17 protein-coding genes are annotated in these 16518 nt (G+C 71.6%); 11 read left to right on the forward strand and 6 right to left on the reverse strand.

The window, feature by feature from the left end:
• Positions 1 to 174 precede the first annotated feature (174 nt).
• From ftsH to QE401_RS06865, 10 genes are all read left to right on the forward strand, one after another.
• Positions 175 to 2097, forward strand: coding sequence for an ATP-dependent zinc metalloprotease FtsH (gene ftsH, locus QE401_RS06820; RefSeq protein ID WP_307137493.1), 1923 nt, complete (start codon positions 175 to 177; stop codon positions 2095 to 2097).
• 129 nt (positions 2098 to 2226) lie between these two features.
• Positions 2227 to 3273 carry a dihydropteroate synthase gene (gene folP / locus QE401_RS06825; RefSeq protein WP_307137494.1) on the forward strand — a complete coding sequence of 349 codons (1047 nt, stop codon included), beginning with the start codon at positions 2227 to 2229 and terminating at the stop codon, positions 3271 to 3273.
• 97 nt (positions 3274 to 3370) lie between these two features.
• On the forward strand, positions 3371 to 4792 hold the full coding sequence (glmM, locus tag QE401_RS06830; RefSeq protein WP_307137495.1) for a phosphoglucosamine mutase: 1422 nt from the start codon (positions 3371 to 3373) through the stop codon (positions 4790 to 4792).
• Positions 4792 to 5607, forward strand: coding sequence for a bifunctional hydroxymethylpyrimidine kinase/phosphomethylpyrimidine kinase (thiD, locus tag QE401_RS06835; RefSeq protein WP_307137496.1), 816 nt, complete (start codon positions 4792 to 4794; stop codon positions 5605 to 5607). Before glmM ends, thiD begins: the two co-directional genes overlap by 1 nt.
• 82 nt (positions 5608 to 5689) lie before the next feature.
• Positions 5690 to 6571, forward strand: coding sequence for a PhzF family phenazine biosynthesis protein (locus tag QE401_RS06840; protein ID WP_307137497.1), 882 nt, complete (start codon positions 5690 to 5692; stop codon positions 6569 to 6571).
• A gap of 109 nt (positions 6572 to 6680) precedes the next feature.
• Positions 6681 to 7847, forward strand: a complete 1167-nt coding sequence (locus tag QE401_RS06845) for a phosphoserine transaminase (RefSeq protein WP_307137498.1) — start codon at positions 6681 to 6683, stop codon at positions 7845 to 7847.
• A 177-nt stretch (positions 7848 to 8024) separates the two neighbouring features.
• Positions 8025 to 8942: a DMT family transporter gene (locus QE401_RS06850; protein WP_307137499.1), complete on the forward strand. Its 918-nt coding sequence runs from the start codon at positions 8025 to 8027 to the stop codon at positions 8940 to 8942.
• Between the two features lie 75 nt (positions 8943 to 9017).
• Positions 9018 to 9401 (forward strand): DUF6152 family protein, encoded by a 384-nt coding sequence (locus tag QE401_RS06855; RefSeq protein WP_307137500.1) that lies wholly within the window; start codon positions 9018 to 9020, stop codon positions 9399 to 9401.
• A gap of 5 nt (positions 9402 to 9406) precedes the next feature.
• Positions 9407 to 9880 (forward strand): DUF6644 family protein, encoded by a 474-nt coding sequence (locus QE401_RS06860; protein ID WP_307137501.1) that lies wholly within the window; start codon positions 9407 to 9409, stop codon positions 9878 to 9880.
• Between the two features lie 92 nt (positions 9881 to 9972).
• A complete protein-coding gene (locus QE401_RS06865) occupies positions 9973 to 11442 on the forward strand; it encodes an AAA family ATPase (RefSeq protein WP_307137502.1) in 1470 nt (489 codons plus the stop codon).
• Positions 11443 to 11460: 18 nt separating this feature from the next.
• Here the strand turns inward: QE401_RS06865 and QE401_RS06870 are convergent, their stop codons facing one another.
• Genes QE401_RS06870 through QE401_RS06885 form a run of 4 tightly spaced genes read right to left on the reverse strand, consistent with a single transcriptional unit; the run spans position 11461 to position 14482 of the window.
• Positions 11461 to 12009 (reverse strand): hypothetical protein, encoded by a 549-nt coding sequence (locus QE401_RS06870; RefSeq protein ID WP_307137503.1) that lies wholly within the window; start codon positions 12007 to 12009, stop codon positions 11461 to 11463.
• 47 nt (positions 12010 to 12056) lie between these two features.
• Positions 12057 to 12743, reverse strand: a complete 687-nt coding sequence (locus QE401_RS06875; RefSeq protein ID WP_307137504.1) for a DUF599 domain-containing protein — start codon at positions 12741 to 12743, stop codon at positions 12057 to 12059.
• Positions 12744 to 12803: 60 nt separating this feature from the next.
• The gene (locus QE401_RS06880; protein ID WP_307137505.1) at positions 12804 to 13271 is read right to left on the reverse strand and encodes a hypothetical protein; all 468 of its coding nucleotides are present in this window, start codon (positions 13269 to 13271) and stop codon (positions 12804 to 12806) included.
• The gene (locus QE401_RS06885; protein ID WP_307137506.1) at positions 13271 to 14482 is read right to left on the reverse strand and encodes an NADP-dependent isocitrate dehydrogenase; all 1212 of its coding nucleotides are present in this window, start codon (positions 14480 to 14482) and stop codon (positions 13271 to 13273) included. The genes QE401_RS06880 and QE401_RS06885 overlap by 1 nt, the downstream gene beginning before the upstream one ends.
• A gap of 410 nt (positions 14483 to 14892) precedes the next feature.
• Between QE401_RS06885 and QE401_RS06890 the strand changes: the two genes are divergently transcribed.
• On the forward strand, positions 14893 to 15564 hold the full coding sequence (locus QE401_RS06890) for a GntR family transcriptional regulator (RefSeq protein WP_307137507.1): 672 nt from the start codon (positions 14893 to 14895) through the stop codon (positions 15562 to 15564).
• A gap of 9 nt (positions 15565 to 15573) precedes the next feature.
• On the opposite strand, the gene QE401_RS06895 is transcribed toward QE401_RS06890, so the two are convergent.
• Entirely contained in the window at positions 15574 to 15846 is a 273-nt protein-coding gene (locus QE401_RS06895) for a hypothetical protein (RefSeq protein ID WP_307137508.1), read from the reverse strand.
• Positions 15847 to 16100: 254 nt separating this feature from the next.
• Entirely contained in the window at positions 16101 to 16370 is a 270-nt protein-coding gene (locus QE401_RS06900) for an Lrp/AsnC ligand binding domain-containing protein (RefSeq protein WP_307137509.1), read from the reverse strand.
• Positions 16371 to 16518: the final 148 nt, after the last annotated feature.

A 16518-nucleotide genomic window follows, 5' to 3' on the forward strand; every position in this document is an offset into this window, starting at 1 on the left:
GGCGCGAGCCTGGCCGGGCCGCGCGAAGCCCAAGCCCGTGTCAATGCTCCGGAAACTAAAGAGATTGAAAGATGCCCTGCGCGGCATGGTTTCAGAATGGCCAAGGGCGCCCTATGTTCTCAGGGCGCCGGGCCAGTCTCCTCCGCTGGCCGGCACACGGATGGGAACCGCACGGTGAACAATTTCGGCCGCAACCTGGCGCTCTGGGTGATCGTGGCGCTGCTGCTCGTGGCGCTGTTCAATCTCTTTCAACCTTCCTCCTCGACGCGCCAGACCGGGCAGCAGGTCGCCTATAGCGACTTCCTGAACGAGGTGAATGGCGGCCGTGTGCGGGACGTGACCATCCAGGGCCGCACCCTGACCGGGCAGCTGGCGGACGGGCGCAGCTTCAGCACCTACACGCCCGAGGACCCCAGCCTGGTCAGCCGCCTGACCGACAAGGGTGTCCGCGTCGTGGCTCGGCCGGAGGAGAGTGACGTCAACCCGCTCTTCCACTACCTGCTCTCCTGGTTCCCGATGCTGCTGCTGATCGGCGTCTGGATCTTCTTCATGCGCCAGATGCAGGGCGGCGGCGGCCGGGCCATGGGCTTCGGCAAGTCGCGCGCCCGGCTGCTGACCGAGAAGCAGGGCCGCGTCACCTTCGAGGACGTGGCCGGCATCGACGAGGCCAAGGGCGAGCTCGAGGAGATCGTGGACTTCCTGCGCGACCCGCAGAAATTCCAGCGCCTCGGCGGCAAGATCCCCAAGGGCGTGCTGCTGGTCGGCCCGCCCGGCACCGGCAAGACCCTGCTGGCGCGTGCCATCGCCGGCGAGGCGAATGTGCCCTTCTTCACCATCTCGGGCTCCGACTTCGTCGAGATGTTCGTGGGTGTGGGTGCGTCCCGCGTGCGCGACATGTTCGAGCAGGGCAAGAAGAACGCCCCCTGCATCATCTTCATCGACGAGATCGACGCGGTCGGCCGCCACCGTGGCGCCGGCCTCGGCGGCGGCAATGACGAGCGCGAGCAGACCCTGAACCAGATGCTGGTCGAGATGGACGGCTTCGAGGCGAATGAGGGCGTCATCCTCATCGCCGCGACCAACCGCCCCGACGTGCTGGACCCGGCCCTGCTGCGCCCCGGCCGCTTCGACCGCCAGGTGGTGGTGCCGAACCCCGACGTGTCGGGCCGCGAGAAGATTCTCCGCGTCCATATGCGCAAGGTGCCGCTGGCCTCGGATGTCGATCCGAAGACCATCGCCCGCGGCACGCCCGGCTTCTCCGGCGCCGATCTGGCCAATCTGGTGAACGAGGCGGCGCTGCTGGCCGCCCGCTCGGGCCGCCGCACCGTCGGCATGCACGAATTCGAGATGGCCAAGGACAAGGTGCTGATGGGCGCCGAGCGGCGCTCGATGGTGATGTCCGAGGACGAGAAGAAGATGACCGCCTATCACGAGGCCGGTCACGCCCTGGTCGCGCTGCATGAGCCGGAATGCGATCCGGTCCACAAGGCGACGATCATCCCGCGCGGCCGGGCGCTTGGCCTGGTGATGTCGCTGCCGGCCGGCGACCGCTACAGCAAGCACAAGAGCAAGCTGAAGGCGGAGCTGGCCATGGCGATGGGCGGCCGCGTCGCCGAGGAGCTGATCTTCGGCGCCGACAAGGTCTCCAACGGCGCCTCGGGCGACATCAAGATGGCCACCAACCAGGCCAAGATGATGGTCACCGAATGGGGCATGAGCGAGAAGCTCGGCATGATCGCCTATGGCGACAACAGCCAGGAGGTCTTCCTGGGCCATAGCGTCACCCAGTCGAAGAACGTCTCCGAGGCGACGGCGCGGGAGATCGACAGCGAGGTCCGCTCGATCATCGACGAGGCCTATGCCCGCGCCAAGCACACGCTGCAGACCAATATCGAGGAGCTGCACGCGCTGGCGAAGGGGCTGCTGGAGTATGAGACCCTGTCGGGCGACGAGATCCGCCAGGTGATCAAGGGCGAGCCGGTGGTGCGCAACCGCCCCGACGAGCCCACCCCCTCCGGCCGCGGCAGCGTGCCGAGCTCGGGCCGGCCGACCCGGCCGGGCGGCTTCGGCAACCCGGCGCCCCAGCCGGGGGCCTGAGGCAGGCCGCGCCCGCGCGGCCCGGCTTTCTTCCGGACACGGAATTGCGATAGGAAGGGCCCCGGCAACGGGGCCTTTTCTGTTTTCGGCCCCTGTCTGGTTTCGGCAGCCTGGACCGGGGGACGCGGCATGAGTGAGCGCTGGGTGGAGCCCGTCGGGCTGTTGCAGGGGCCCGCCGCCTTCCAGGCGCTGCGCGATGGCCATGCCCTGCCGCTGGCCGGCGGCCCTTCGGCCTTCGCCCTGGTCCGGCTGATCGAGGAGGGGCAGGATCTCGGCATCCACCCGCTCGCCGCCTTGCCCGAAGGGTGGGAGGAGGCGCTGGCGCCGCTGACCCGCCGGCCGCTGCCCTTCGCCGGCCTACCGATGGACCGGCCGCTGGTGATGGGCATCCTCAACGTCACCCCCGACAGCTTCTCCAATGGCGGGCTGCATCTGGACCCGGGGGCGGCGATTGCCGCCGGCCACGCCATGCTGGAGGCGGGGGCCGACATCCTCGATATCGGCGGCGAGAGCACCCGCCCCGGCGCCGATCCGGTGACGCCGGAGGAGGAGATCGCCCGCATCCGCCCGGTGGTGCGGGAGCTGGCCAAGGCCGCCGTGGTCAGCATCGACACCCGCCACGCCGCCACCATGCAGGCGGCGCTGGAGGAGGGGGCGGAGATCGTCAATGACGTCACCGCGCTGCGCCAGGATGCCCGCTCGGTGCGGGTGGTGCAGGAGGCGCGGGCGCCCGTCGTGCTGATGCACATGCCGGTGCTGGATCCGCGCCGCATGCAGGCGGCCACCGAATACGAGGATGTGGTGCTGGATGTCGCCCGCTTCCTGCGCCAGCGGGTGGAGACGGCGGAGGCGCTGGGCATCCCGCGCGGCCGCATCGCCCTCGACCCCGGCATCGGCTTCGGCAAGACGGTGGAGCAGAATCTGCTGCTGCTGAACCGCCTGCCGCTGCTGGCCTCGATCGGCTGCCGCATCCTGGTCGGCGCCTCGCGCAAGCGCTTCGTGGGCGAGGTGACGGGGGTGGAGCGCCCGGCCGACCGGCTGGCCGGCAGCGTCGCCGTGGCGCTGGCCGCGGCGGCCGCCGGCGCCTCCATCCTGCGCGTGCATGACGTGGCCGAGACGGTGCAGGGCTTGCGCATGTGGCGCGCCTGCGCCGAGGGCGGCAGCGCCGAGGGCTGACACCCGCCATCCGGCGCAGCCTGCGCTTGCCTGCGCGCCGCGTCCGCGCCATGCAGTCAGCCGAGAGCGGGCAGGCGAGAGCGGGGAGGCGAGGGCCATGGGCGAGGCGGTGCGGCGTTTGTTCGGGACGGATGGCATCCGGGGGGTGGCGAATCGCGCGCCGATGGATGCCTCGACCGCGCTGCGCCTGGGCCAGGCGGCGGGCCGCTTTTTCAACCGCGGCAGCCATCGCCACCGCGTCGTCATCGGCAAGGATACGCGGCTCTCCGGCTACATGCTGGAGCCGGCGCTGACCGCGGGCTTCGTCGGCGCCGGCATGGATGTGGTGCTGGTGGGGCCGCTGCCCACACCCGCCATCGCCATGCTGACGCGCAGCCTGCGCGCCGATCTCGGCGTGATGATCTCGGCCAGCCACAACCCCTTCGAGGACAATGGCATCAAGCTGTTCGGCCCGGACGGGCTGAAGCTCTCCGACGCCGAGGAAGCCGAGATCGAGGCGCTGATGGAGGGCGATCTCTCGGCCCAACTCGTCGCCCCCTCGCGCCTCGGCCGCGCCAGCCGGCTGGAGGATGCGCCGGGCCGCTATATCGAGGCGGTGAAGGCCAGCTTCCCCAAGGGCCGTAGCCTGTCGGGCATGCGCATCGTCGTCGATTGCGCGCATGGCGCCGCCTACAAGGTCGCCCCCACCGTGCTGTGGGAGCTGGGGGCGGAGGTGGTGCCGGTGGGCGTCGCTCCGGATGGCTTCAACATCAACCGCGAATGCGGCTCCACCGCCCCGGGCCGCATGGCCGAGCTGGTGCGCGAGCGGCGCGCCGATCTCGGCATCGCCCTCGATGGCGATGCCGACCGGCTGGTGCTGGCCGATGAGAAGGGCCAGATCGTCGATGGCGACCAGATCCTGGCGGTCATCGCCGCCTCCTGGGCGGCGCAGGGGCGGCTGCGCGGCGATGCCGTGGTCGCCACGGTGATGTCGAATCTGGGCCTTGAACGCTTTCTTCACTCGGCCGGGCTGAAGCTGCTGCGCACCAAGGTGGGGGACCGCTATGTGTCGGAGCGCATGCGCGAGACCGGCTGCAATCTGGGTGGCGAGCAGTCCGGCCACATGATCCTGAGCGATTTCGGCACCACCGGCGACGGGCTGGCGGCGGCGCTGCAGGTGCTGGCCGTGCTGGCCGAGGAAGGCCGGCCGGCCAGCGAGGTCTGCCGCCGCTTCACGCCCCTGCCGCAGCGCCTGGTGAATGTGCGCTATGCCGGGGCCAGCCCGCTGCAGGACAGCACCGTGCAGGCCGCCATCGACGCCGCCAGCGCCCGCCTGGAAGGGCGCGGCCGTATCCTGATCCGCCCCAGCGGCACCGAGCCGGTGATCCGCGTGATGGCCGAGGCCGAGGAGGAGACCATCGTGGAAGACACCGTGCAGCAGCTGGCGGCGCTGATCCGCGCCCGCGCCGCGGCCGGCGCCGTGGCCGAGCCGCCCGCCGCCACCGCCGAGGCGGCGGCCGAGGCGGGGGAGGCGGCCTGATGCGCGGTCGCGTCCTGATCATCGCCGGCTCCGATTCCGGCGGCGGCGCCGGCATCCAGGCCGACATCAAGACCTGCACGGCGCTCGACGCCTATGCCGCCACCGCCATCACCGCGCTGACGGCGCAGGACACCAGCGGCGTGCATGGCGTGCACACCGTGCCGCCGGATTTCATCCGCCAGCAGATCCGCCTGGTGCTGCAGGATATCGGCGCCGACGCCATCAAGACCGGCATGCTGGCCGATTCCGAGACGATCAACGCCGTCTGCGACGCGCTGGCCGAGCATGGCCGCCGCGTGCCGCTGGTGGCCGATCCGGTGATGGTCGCCAAGGGTGGCGAGGCGCTGCTGACCAAGGCGGCGGTCGAGACGCTGAAGCGCCGCCTGCTGCCCTTCGCCGCGCTGCTGACGCCCAACATCCCGGAGGCCGAGGTGCTGTCCGGCATGCATATCGCCAATGTCGACGAGATGCAGGCGGCGGCCGAGATGATGCTGACGCTGGGCGTGCCGGCGGTGCTGCTGAAGGGCGGCCATATGCCGGGCAACCGGCTGGTCGATCTGCTGGCGACCGAGGATGGCATCGAGTTCTTCGAGAGCGAGCGCATCGACAGCCGCCACACCCATGGCACCGGCTGCACCCTGGCCTCGGCCATCGCCGCCGGCCTGTCGCAGGGGCTCGGCCTGCGCGCCGCGGTGATGCGCGCCCGCGCCTATGTGCAGGAGGCGCTGCGCCACGCCCCCGGCTTCGGCCGCGGCCATGGCCCGCTGAACCACAGCATCACCGTCGATCCGGCGCGCCTCGCAACCCTGGTATGACGCCGGCCCGCCGGATGCGGCCTTCGCGGCCGCGCCGGCGGCGGGCATCCTGCGGCTCCGCTTCAGCCTGACAGGTGCCCCCATGGCGACCCCGCTCCAGACCTCCGACCTGACCTCCAACGGTCTCGCCGCCGCTGGCCTGCCGGAGCGTGTCGCCGTCTACCAGGTCGATGCCTTCGCCGAGCGAGCCTTCGCCGGCAACCCGGCCGCCGTGGTGCCGCTGCAATCCTGGCTGCCGGATGCGCTGATGCAATCCATGGCGGCCGAGCACAATCTCAGCGAGACCGCCTTCTTCGTCCCCGACGGGCCGGGACGCTGGCATCTGCGCTGGTTCACCCCGACCACCGAGGTGCCGCTCTGCGGCCATGCGACGCTGGCCACCGCCTTCGTCCTGGCCCGGGTGCTGGGGGAGGCGGGGCCCTTGCGCTTCCGCACCGCCTCGGGCGAGCTGGGCGTCAGCCAGGAGGAGGGGCGCTTCGTGCTCGACTTCCCGGCCAACCCGCCGCTTCGCGCGCATGCCGGCCCGCCCGGCCTGGCCGCGGCGCTGGGTGCCGTGCCGCGCGAGATCTGGAAGGCGCGCGACTGGATCTGCGTCTTCGACAAGGCGGAGACGGTGCGCGCGCTGACCCCCGACCATGGCCGCATCGCGACCCTGCCGGATGCCGCCCAGGGCGGCGGCGCGGCGCGGGTCATCGCCACGGCGGCGGGGGATGACGGGGTGCATGACACCGTCTCGCGCTATTTCGCGGCGCGGGTGGGGGTGAATGAGGATCCGGTGACGGGGGCTGCGCATATCCAGCTGGTGCCCTTCTGGGCGCAGCGCCTGGGCCGCAGCACGCTGGTCTGCCGCCAGGCCAGCGCCCGCGGCGGCACGCTGTGGTGCGAGCTGCGCGGCGACCGGGTGCGCATGGGCGGCCATGCCGTGCTCTATGCCGAGGGCTCGGTGCTGCTGCCCCGCGCCTGATGCCCGCCCGACGCTGACGGCAGGGGGCAAGGCCGGGCCTTGCCCCCGCGCGCCGCGCGGCGCAAACCGGCGCCTCTCCTGGCCTCGATCCCCTGAAAGTCTTCCCGCCATGGCCCAGCCCAACCCGAAGCCCTCCCGCCGCCCGGCCAATCCCTGCTTCTCCTCGGGCCCCTGCGCCAAGCGGCCCGGCTGGTCGCTGGCGGCGCTGGAGGGCGCGCTGCTCGGCCGCAGCCACCGCGCCAAGGCGCCAAAGGCGAAGCTGGCCGAGGTGATCGAGCGCTCGAAATCCGTGCTGCGCATGCCGGAGGGCTGGCGCCTCGGCATCGTGCCGGCCTCCGACACCGGGGCGGTGGAGATGGCGCTGTGGTCGATGCTGGGCCCGCGCGGCGTCGATGTGCTGGCCTGGGAGAGCTTCTCCGGCGAATGGGCCACCGACATCACCACCCAGCTGCGCCTGCCGGAGGTACGACTGATCAAGGCGCCCTATGGCGGGCTGCCCGACCTGGCGCAGGCCGACCCGAAGCGCGACCTGGTCTTTGTCTGGAACGGCACCACCAGCGGCGTGCGCCTGCCGCATGCCGACTGGATCGCCGCCGACCGCGAGGGCTTAGCGATCTGCGACGCCACTTCGGCGGCCTTCGCCATGGATCTCGACTGGCACAAGCTCGATGTCGTCACCTGGTCCTGGCAGAAGGTGCTGGGGGGCGAGGCGGCGCATGGCATGATCGCGCTCTCGCCGCGCGCCGTGGCCCGGCTGGAGAGCCACACCCCCGCCTGGCCTCTCCCAAAAATCTTCCGCATGACCAAGGGCGGCCGGCTGATCGAGGGCATCTTCCAGGGCGACACCATCAACACCCCCTCCATGCTCTGCGCCGAGGACGCGCTGGACGGGCTGCGCTGGGCCGAGGCGATCGGCGGCCTGCCGGCGCTGGTCGCCCGCTCCGAGGCCAATCTGGCGGCAGTGGCGGAATGGGTGGCGGGGCAGTCGGACTATGCCTTCCTGGCCGCGGATGCGGCGACGCGCTCCTGCACCTCGATCTGCCTGAAGCTGGTGGCGCCCTGGTTCACCGCGCTCTCGCCCGAGGCTCAGGCCGCCGCCGGCAAGCGCATCGCCGCGCTGCTGGAGCAGGAGGGCGCGGGCCTGGACACCGCCCCCTATCGCGACGCGCCGCCGGGGCTGCGCCTCTGGGGCGGGGCGACGGTGGAGACGCAGGATCTTCTGGACCTGCTGCCCTGGATCACCTGGGCGACGCGCGAGGTCGCCGCCCGGGCCTGACATCCCGGGCCAGATTGGGCGGAAACCGAAAGGCGGCGGAAGAATCTTCCGCCGTCTTTTCCATGTCCGGGCAAAATTCCTGAATCGCCCTGCTGCGCCGCGGTGATTCGGTAAACCTCCCTGACGCATTTTCCCTAGGCTTCCCGGCAGGACAGACCCGCCCCGAGGCCGAAGCCCATGCGTCTCCCCGCCGCGCCGAATTGGCTTCCCATCCTGCTCTTCCTCTGCGCGCCGCTGCTGTTCGCCAGCAACATGATCGGCGCGCGCTGGCTGAGCGGCTCGGTGCCGCCGGTGACGCTGGCCTTCGGGCGCTGGCTGGTCGCCGCCCTGCTGCTGCTGCCGATCATCTGGCCGCATCTGCGCCAGGGCGCGCTGAAGCGGGCGCCGTCCGGGCTGCTGGCGCTGCTGGTGCTGCTGGGGGGCGTCATCAGCGTGGCGCCGCAATATGGCGCGGCGCGCTACACCAGCGCCGGCAACATCGCCCTCATCGCCGCGCTGACGCCGCTGATCGTCGCCATCATCGAGCGGCTGGTCTGGGGCATCGCGCTGCGCCCGGCCATGCTGGCGGGCATCGCCTGCGCCTTCACCGGCATCCTGGTCGCCGCCTTTCGCGGCGACGTCGGCGCGCTGCTGCGGCTGGAATTCAACCCGGGCGACGCGCTGATGCTCTGCGCCATCCTGGCCTGGGCCGGCTACACCGCGCTGCTGCGCCACCGCCCCGTGGCGCTGCCGCCGCTGCTGCTGCTCTGGGTGGTCGCCGCCGGCGGCGCGCTCTGCCTGGCGCCCGGCATGGCGCTGGAATGGGGCCATCTCGGCGTGCCGCAGCTCGGCGCGCGGGCCTTCTGGGGCATGATCTTCCTCGGGCTGGTCGCCGGCATCGGCGCCTATGGCGCCTTCGCCCGCATCGTCGCCAGCTTCGGCGCGGCGCGCGCCGCCATGGCCATGTATCTGGTGCCGGCCTATGCGCTGGCGCTCGGCGCCACGCTGCTGGGGGAAAGCCTGCACCCCTATCACGCCGTGGCCATGGCGCTGGTGCTCGGCGGGGTCGCCATCGGCACGCTGCGCGCGCCTGCCCTGCTGCCCGCGCGCTCGTGACCGGGCGCGCCCCGTCGCAAGCGGGGCGCGCATGACCACATGACCTCCCGTTCATCCTTCGGACAGGAGGTCCGCATGACGCTTCTGCTGCCCCGCCGGCGCCTGGCGCTCGGCCTGCCCGGGCTGCTGCTGGCCGCCCCGGCGCTGGCCCATCATGGCTGGTCCTGGGCCGAGAGCGAACAGACCGAGCTCTCCGGCACCATCGAGGAGATCTTCATAGGCCCGCCGCATCCGCGCCTGACGCTGCGCAGCGACGGCACGCTCTGGACCGTGGAGTTGGGCAATCCCAGCCAGACCCGCCGCGCCGGCTTCGTCGAGGGGTCCGCCAATGTCGGCGACCAGGCGCGCGCCCTCGGCAACCGCTCGCGCGAGGCCGGGGAGCGGCGGCTGAAGGCGGTACGGCTGGAGGTGGGCGGTCGCCGCTACGACCTCTATCCCGAGCGCATCCAGGGCGGCTGAGCCCGGTGGAGGCGGCGCTTTCCCTGCTGGCGGACAGCGCGCTGCCCGCCTGGCTGCGCCGCTCGGGTATCCTCTACCCGCTGGTCAATGCGGCGCATGTGCTGGGGCTCGGCCTGCTGCTGGGCAGCATCGCGACGCTCGACCTGCGGCTGCTCGGCGCCTTCCGCGGCGCGCCGCTGGCGGTGCTGGCGCCACCGCTGCTGGCTGTGGCCAAGGCGGGGCTGGTGCTGGCCATCCTCAGCGGCGCGCTGCTGTTTTCCGTCCAGCCGCTGGCCTATGCCGGCAACCCCGCCTTCCTGGCCAAGCTCTTCCTGGTGGCGCTTGGCATCGTCAACGCCCTGGCGCTGCGCCGTCGCGCGGTCTGGCGGCAGGCGCTGCAGGGCGGCGCGGTGCCGCCGGCGCTGCAGCTCGCCGCGCTGATCTCCCTCGCCACCTGGCTCGGCGCGCTGCTGGCCGGGCGCTGGATCGGCTTTCTGTAAGTCGCCGCGCCGCATGGACCCCCTGCATTCCCGGCCGGTGCGCGCGGCAGGAGGATGCCCTATAGCTCCGCCCCCCAGCAGAGGAGTGCGGAATGACGGTCGGGATCGAGATGGGCACGACGAGCGGCGGGCAGCCGGGCCTCCTCGATCTGGAGGAGCTGCTGGCCACCCGCCTGCTGGTGCAGGGCAATTCGGGCTCCGGCAAATCCTATCTGCTGCGGCGGCTGATGGAGCAGTCGGCCCCCTGGGTGCAGCAGGCCGTCATCGACCCCGAGGGCGATTTCGTGACGCTCGCCGAGCGCTTCGGCCATCTGGTCATCGACGCCGCGCAGCACAGCGAGGCCGCCTTGCAGCGCGCCGCCGACCGGGTGCGGGCGCATCGTGTCTCGGTGGTGCTGAATCTCGAGGGGCTGGACGCGGATGGCCAGATGCGCCACGCGGCGGCCTTCCTGGGCGGGCTGTTCGATGCCGAGCGCGACCATTGGTCGCCCATGCTGGTGGTGGTGGATGAGGCGCAGCTCTTCGCCCCCGCCGCCGCCGGCGAGGTGTCGGACGAGGCGCGCCGCGCCTCGCTGGGCGCCATGGCCAATCTGATGTCGCGCGGCCGCAAGCGCGGGCTGGCCGGCATCATCGCCACCCAGCGCCTGGCCAAGCTCGCCAAGAACGTCGCCGCCGAGGCCTCCAACTTCCTGATGGGCCGCACCTTCCTCGATATCGACATGGCGCGCGCCGCCGACCTGCTGGGCATGGAGCGGCGCCAGGCAGAAATGTTCCGCGACCTGCCGCGCGGCAGCTTCGTGGCGCTCGGCCCGGCCCTGTCGCGCCGGCCGGTGACCATCCGCATCGGCGCGGTGGAGACCGCCTCGCGCGGCAGCAATCCGGGGCTGGTGCCGCTGCCGCAGACGGCGCCCGAGCAGGCGAAGGAGCTGGTGCTGGCCGCCGTCGCCGAGCCCGACCCGGTGCTGCGCCCGCCGCCGCGCCGGCCGCCCCCGGCGCCGGCCCCGGACATCCTGGCGCAGCTGGCCCAGGCCCGCCCGACCATGCCTGCGCCCCGCGCCGAGCCCGAGCCGACACCCGAGGAGCGCGCCGCCCGCAAGCGCAGACTCGAAGACATCCTGAGGCAGGTGCTGGCGGAGCCGGAGGCGGCGTTCCGCAACACCTCCGTGCTCTACCAGGATTTCCTGGTGCGGCTGCGCATCCATGCCGTGCCGGGCAAGCCGCCGGAGATCCCGGCCTTCCGCCGCATGTTGGCGGTGGCGCGCGCCGGCATCAGCGCCGAGGCGGCGGAGGGCGAGGAATGGCAGCGCATCGAGGCGCGCGCGGCGTCGCTGCCCGAGGATGTGCAGGGCGTCTACCTGCTGCTGGCCCGCGCCGCGCTGGAGGGCGCGCCCTGTCCGTCCGACGAGACCATCGCCCAGGCCTATGGCACGCGCTCGGTCGGCCGGGCGCGGCGGGTGCTGGCCTATATGGAGGAGCAGGGCGCCATCGTCTGCCGCCCCGACGCCCAGGGGCGGCGCATCGTGGCCCTGGTCGAGCTGGGGCACGAGACGGCGCCGGGCTGAGCGCCGCCCCGCTTGCCGTCAGGGCGCGGTGATGCCGCGCAGCAGCGCCAGGAACTCGCCCTGGCGCGCATCGGCCTCCGCCTTCTCGAAGACGCAGACGGTGGTGGTGCGGCCCTGCGGCGTCTCCAAGATGCCGAAATTGCTGCGCAGCTGCTGCGAGCGCGGCGGCAGACCCTGCAGCGGCTTGAAATCCGCCTGGATGTGCAGCCCGGTGCGGTTGCCGACCTCCACCGTGTTCATCGAGCGGATCTCATAGATCCGCTCCAGCGTGGCGCGGGTGATGTTCTGCCAGCCGGGGGTGCGCAGCAGCGTGTTCACCTGCTCCTGGCTCATGCTGTTGTTCTGCGGCGCCGGCGTGTAGGCAACCTGGCAGCCCGTATCCTGGTCGGTCGGCTTGCGCACCGCATAGCGCGCCGCCTGCTGGCCGGTGGTCGCCATCGGGGTGGCGGTGTAGCCGGGCGGCGCCGTCACCGCGAGCTCGGCCGCGCGCACCGGCGCCGCCAGGGCCAGGGCGGCGAGCAGCGCGCCGGCCAGGAGGCGGGCGGGGGGAAGGGGGGTGGATCGCATCCCCGCCAGACAGACCCGTTTCGCCGGCCCGTCAAGTCAGCAGCGCGTCAGCCCTCGGCGGGGCGGGCCAGCGCGTCGCGCACCACGGAGCGGAATTCCCGCCGGTGCAGCTCCCGCAGCACCAGCAGCGAGGCCAGGGCGAGGGCCAGCGGGTGCAGGATCCAGGCCAGCGCGGCGAGGCCGAAATAATAGGCGCGCAGCCCGGTGTTGAAATGGCGCGCGGCGCGGTTGGCGACCTCGGCCGCGACCTCGGCCTGGGCCAGCCCGGCCTCGCCCATCGGCAGCCCGCCCACGCAGATGCTGCAATAGTTGAACTGGCGCAGCGCCCAGGTCAGCTCGAAGAAGGCGCGCACGAAGATGAAGATCAGCAGGAAGATGCGGATCTCCCAGGCCTCCTGGCTCGGCGGCAGCTCGGCGAAGGGCACCACGCCGAAGATCCGCCGCCCGATATCCGGCGCCCCCAGCATCGCCACCAGGCCGCCCAGGATGAAGATGCTGGTATTGGCCAGGAAGGAGGTGGAGGTCATCAGATTGCCGATGATGCTGATGTCCGAGATGCGGTTGTCCCGGTGCAGCACCTCGCGCATCCAGCGGCGGCGATGCTCGTTCATCGCGGCGATGACGCTGCGGGCATAGATGCTGGGCACGCGGTCGACCACGACGGAATAGCCCATCCAGCAGGCGACAAAGAGGGCGAGGGCCACGGCGTCCAGCGGCGAGATCGGCAGCATCATGCCGCCCCCATAGCATGGCGCGGCGCCGCTTCGCCTGACTTCGTGTCCATCCGCGCGGTGTCAGCGCGGCGGGGCGGCTTCGGGGTCGCAGCCATGGTCGAGCGCCCGGCGCGAAGCGGCGCTGGCGCCGTCGAAGCGGCCGCTCCGCGGGTTCCAGCGATAGGGCAGGGTGGTGGCGCGGCAGGTGCCGCCGGTCTCGCAATATTCGATGCGCAGCAGCAGGCGCTGGCCGTCGCGCCGCAGGCGGGGCGTGCCGTCCTGCACCTCGGCGAAGATCACCTGGACGGTCTCGCTGCCATCCTGGCGCCAGCGCAGTTCGATCTCGGTCTCGCGATGGGTGCCGCCCCAATGGCGCTGTCCGCTGCGCCAGGCGATGGGGCCCGGCGGAAAGCCCCGCAGCACCCCCGCATCGCGGGTGAGGCCGGGGCTGTCCCAGTCCAGGCAATCGGCCCGCGCCGCCGCGATCGGCAGCAGCAGCGCGAGGCCGAGCAGGCCGGGCCGCCACCGCGCCCCGGCCCGGACAGGCATCAGCCCATCTTCTTCTTCAGGTTCTCGTCCAGCTTGGCGAGGAAGTTCTGGGTGTTCAGCCAGGGCTGGTCCTTGCCGATCAGCACGGCCAGGTCCTTGGTCATGTGGCCGCTCTCCACCGTCTCGATGCAGACCTGCTCGAGCGCGTTGGCGAAATCGACCACATCCTGGGTGCCGTCGAACTTGCCGCGATAGGCGAGGCCGCGGGTCCAGGCGAAGATCGAGGCGATCGGGTTGGTCGAGGTCTCGCGGCCCTTCTGGTGCTCGCGATAGTGGCGCGTCACCGTGCCGTGCGCGGCCTCGGACTCGACCGTGTTGCCATCCGGGGAGAGCAGCACCGAGGTCATCAGGCCGAGGCTGCCGAAGCCCTGGGCCACGATGTCGGACTGCACGTCGCCATCGTAGTTCTTGCAGGCCCAGATATAGCCGCCTTCCCACTTCAGGGCGGAGGCGACCATGTCGTCGATCAGGCGGTCCTCATAGGTGAGGCCCTTCTTCTCGAACTCGGCCTTGAACTCGGCGTCGTAGATGGCGCGGAAGATGTCCTTGAAGTTGCCGTCATAGGCCTTCAGGATGGTGTTCTTGTGGCTGAAGTACACCGAATAGCCGCGCGCCAGGCCGTAGTTGAAGGAGGCGCGGGCGAAGCCCTCGATCGACTTGTTCAAATTGTGCTGCATCATCGCAGCGCCGGCGCCCTTGAAGTCGAACTGGCCGATTTCCTGCGTCTCGCCATTCTCGGCGATGTAGGTCATCTTCACCGTGCCGGCGCCCGGCACCTTCATCTCCACCGCGCGGTAGATGTCGCCATAGGCATGGCGGCCGACCACGATCGGCTTGGTCCAGTGCGGCACCAGGCGGGGCACGTTCTGGCAGATGATCGGCTCGCGGAAGATGGTGCCGTCGAGGATGTTGCGGATCGTCCCGTTCGGGGACTTCCACATCTTCTTCAGGCCGAACTCCTTCACCCGCGCCTCGTCCGGGGTGATGGTCGCGCACTTCACGCCGACGCCATACTGCTTGATGGCATTGGCGGCGTCGACCGTCACCTGGTCATCGGTCTGGTCACGGTACTGGATGCCGAGGTCGTAGTACTTCAGGTCGACGTCCAGATAGGGATTGATCAGCTTGTCCTTGATGAACCCCCAGATGATCCGGGTCATCTCGTCGCCGTCGAGCTCGACGACGGGGTTCTTTACCTTGATCTTGGCCATGCCGATCCTCGTCTGGACAGATTTTTCCTTGCCCGCCGGCCGGGTTCCGCTGACGCGGCGCGGCCGGCGGCGCGACGCGCCGGACAATCGCATCCGCGAAGGAAGGCGGCAAGGGCGGGGGGCGACGCGCCGCGTTTCGGCGGATTGCGGGATGCCACGCCCAGCAAAGGAGACGCCGCGCACAGCAGCCTGAGCCCGGCCGTGGCAGGATGGCGCGGCCGGCGGCATGGCGGCGGTGCCTCCCCCAGGCTGCCCCGCGTTCCGGTCCTCGCACCGCATGCGCTGCCGCGGGCGGGCCGGTTCCCCCGCCCGCCCGCGGCACCGGCGACCTTCGCCACCCGGAGCCACCGGGCCTGGCCCCTGTTCTGTCCCGGTGGACAGCGCGGGGGCGGCTTTGGCAGTTTGGCCGCATGGCCGAAAGCTCCGCCGCCTCGCTGCATCTGGTGCGCACCCAGTCGCTCGCCTCCCTGGTCGGGCGCGAACTCGAACGCATGATCCTGGAAGGGGAGCTGCCGCCGGGGGCGCGGTTGAACGAGCTGGCGCTGGCCGCCCGGCTCGGCGTCAGCCGCGGCCCGGTGCGGGAGGCGGTGCGCGGCCTCGACCGCTCGGGGCTGGTGGTGACGGTGGTGAACCAGGGCAGCTTCGTCCGCCAGCTGAGCGAGGCAGAGGCGCTGCATCTCTACGATCTGCGCGCGGCGCTGACGGGGCATGCCTGCGCGACGCTGGCCGGCCGCGCCTCGGCCGCGCAGCGCGCGGCGCTGCAGCGTCTGGTGGCGGCGATGGATGAGGCGGCGGAGGGAGAGGCGGCGCCGCGCTACTACGCCCTGAACCTCGAATTCCACGCCGCGCTGCTGGAGCTGGCCGGCAATCCGCGCGCCGCGCGGCTCTATGAGGATCTGGGCAAGGAGCTCAGCCTCTATTGCCGCCGCGCGCTGCTCTCGCCCGAGCAGATGCGCGACTCCAACGCCGAGCATGCGGCGATGCTGGCCGCGCTGGGGCAGGGGCCGGACGCCGCCCGCGCCGCGGCGGAGGCGCATATCCGCGGCGGCTGGCGCCGCTTCCGCGAGGGCGGCGGCGACTGACCCCGGCGGCTACCAGCGGCGCGGATGGTGGTGATAGGGCCGGCCGTAATAGCCCCGGTCATGGCCATAGCCATGGCCGTAATGGCGGCGCTCGTAATAGCGGCGCTCGGCGCGGCGGGCGCGGTTGTTGTCATCGGCCGCCGCGACGGCGAGGCCGGTCACCAGCGCCGCGCCGGCGCCGAGGGCCACGGTGCTGCCCCAGTCGGTGCTGCCATCGGGGTGCTGGCATCCGGCCAGCACCAGCGCGCTGCCGAGGAACAGGGTGGGAAGGATGGGTCGCATGGCTGTCTCTCCTCCTGAAGGAAGAGTGGCGCTGCGCCGGGGCATTGCCATGACGGAATAAAGGTCAAAGCAAGGCAGCGCCAACGCGGCACTGGCCGCGCGACGCCCGGTTTCTTGCGGCCTCTGCCGCGCATCCTGCTGATATTGTGGCTCGTGCTGCGCTGCACTTCAGAAGCGCCCGCCGCTTGCACGGGGAGGCGCGCGGCGCCGCACGCGAGCGTGATGCCGCGGGGCCGGCCCCGCGGCGCGGCCGCTCAGCCGCGCGCGCCGCCGCCGGCCGTGCCGGAGAAGGCGTTGAAGGTCTGGATGGTGTAGGTGTCCTTCACCCCGGCCACGGCCTGCACCCGCTCCACCACGAACAGGCCGATATCCTGGCCATCCTCCAGATAGAATTTGCCGAGCAGATCATACTGGCCGGAGGTGGAGTGCATCTCCGACAGCTCCTCGATGGTGTCCGCCATCTCGCGGGCCACCTGGTAGGAGCGGCCCATCTCGCATTTGATCTGGACGAAAATGGCGCGCATGGCGGTCGGCACCTCTGCAAGGGGCGATGGGGCAAAAGGGCGATGGGCAGCGGCGCTGCCGCCCCTGTTTCGCCGCCGCGCGGGCTTCCTGCAAGAGGCGATCGCGCGGCCCCGCCATGGCGCCCCTGGGGCACCGGCCCCGGCGGCC

The organism is Pseudoroseomonas cervicalis (assembly GCF_030818485.1).
Taxonomy (GTDB): domain Bacteria; phylum Pseudomonadota; class Alphaproteobacteria; order Acetobacterales; family Acetobacteraceae; genus Pseudoroseomonas; species Pseudoroseomonas cervicalis_A.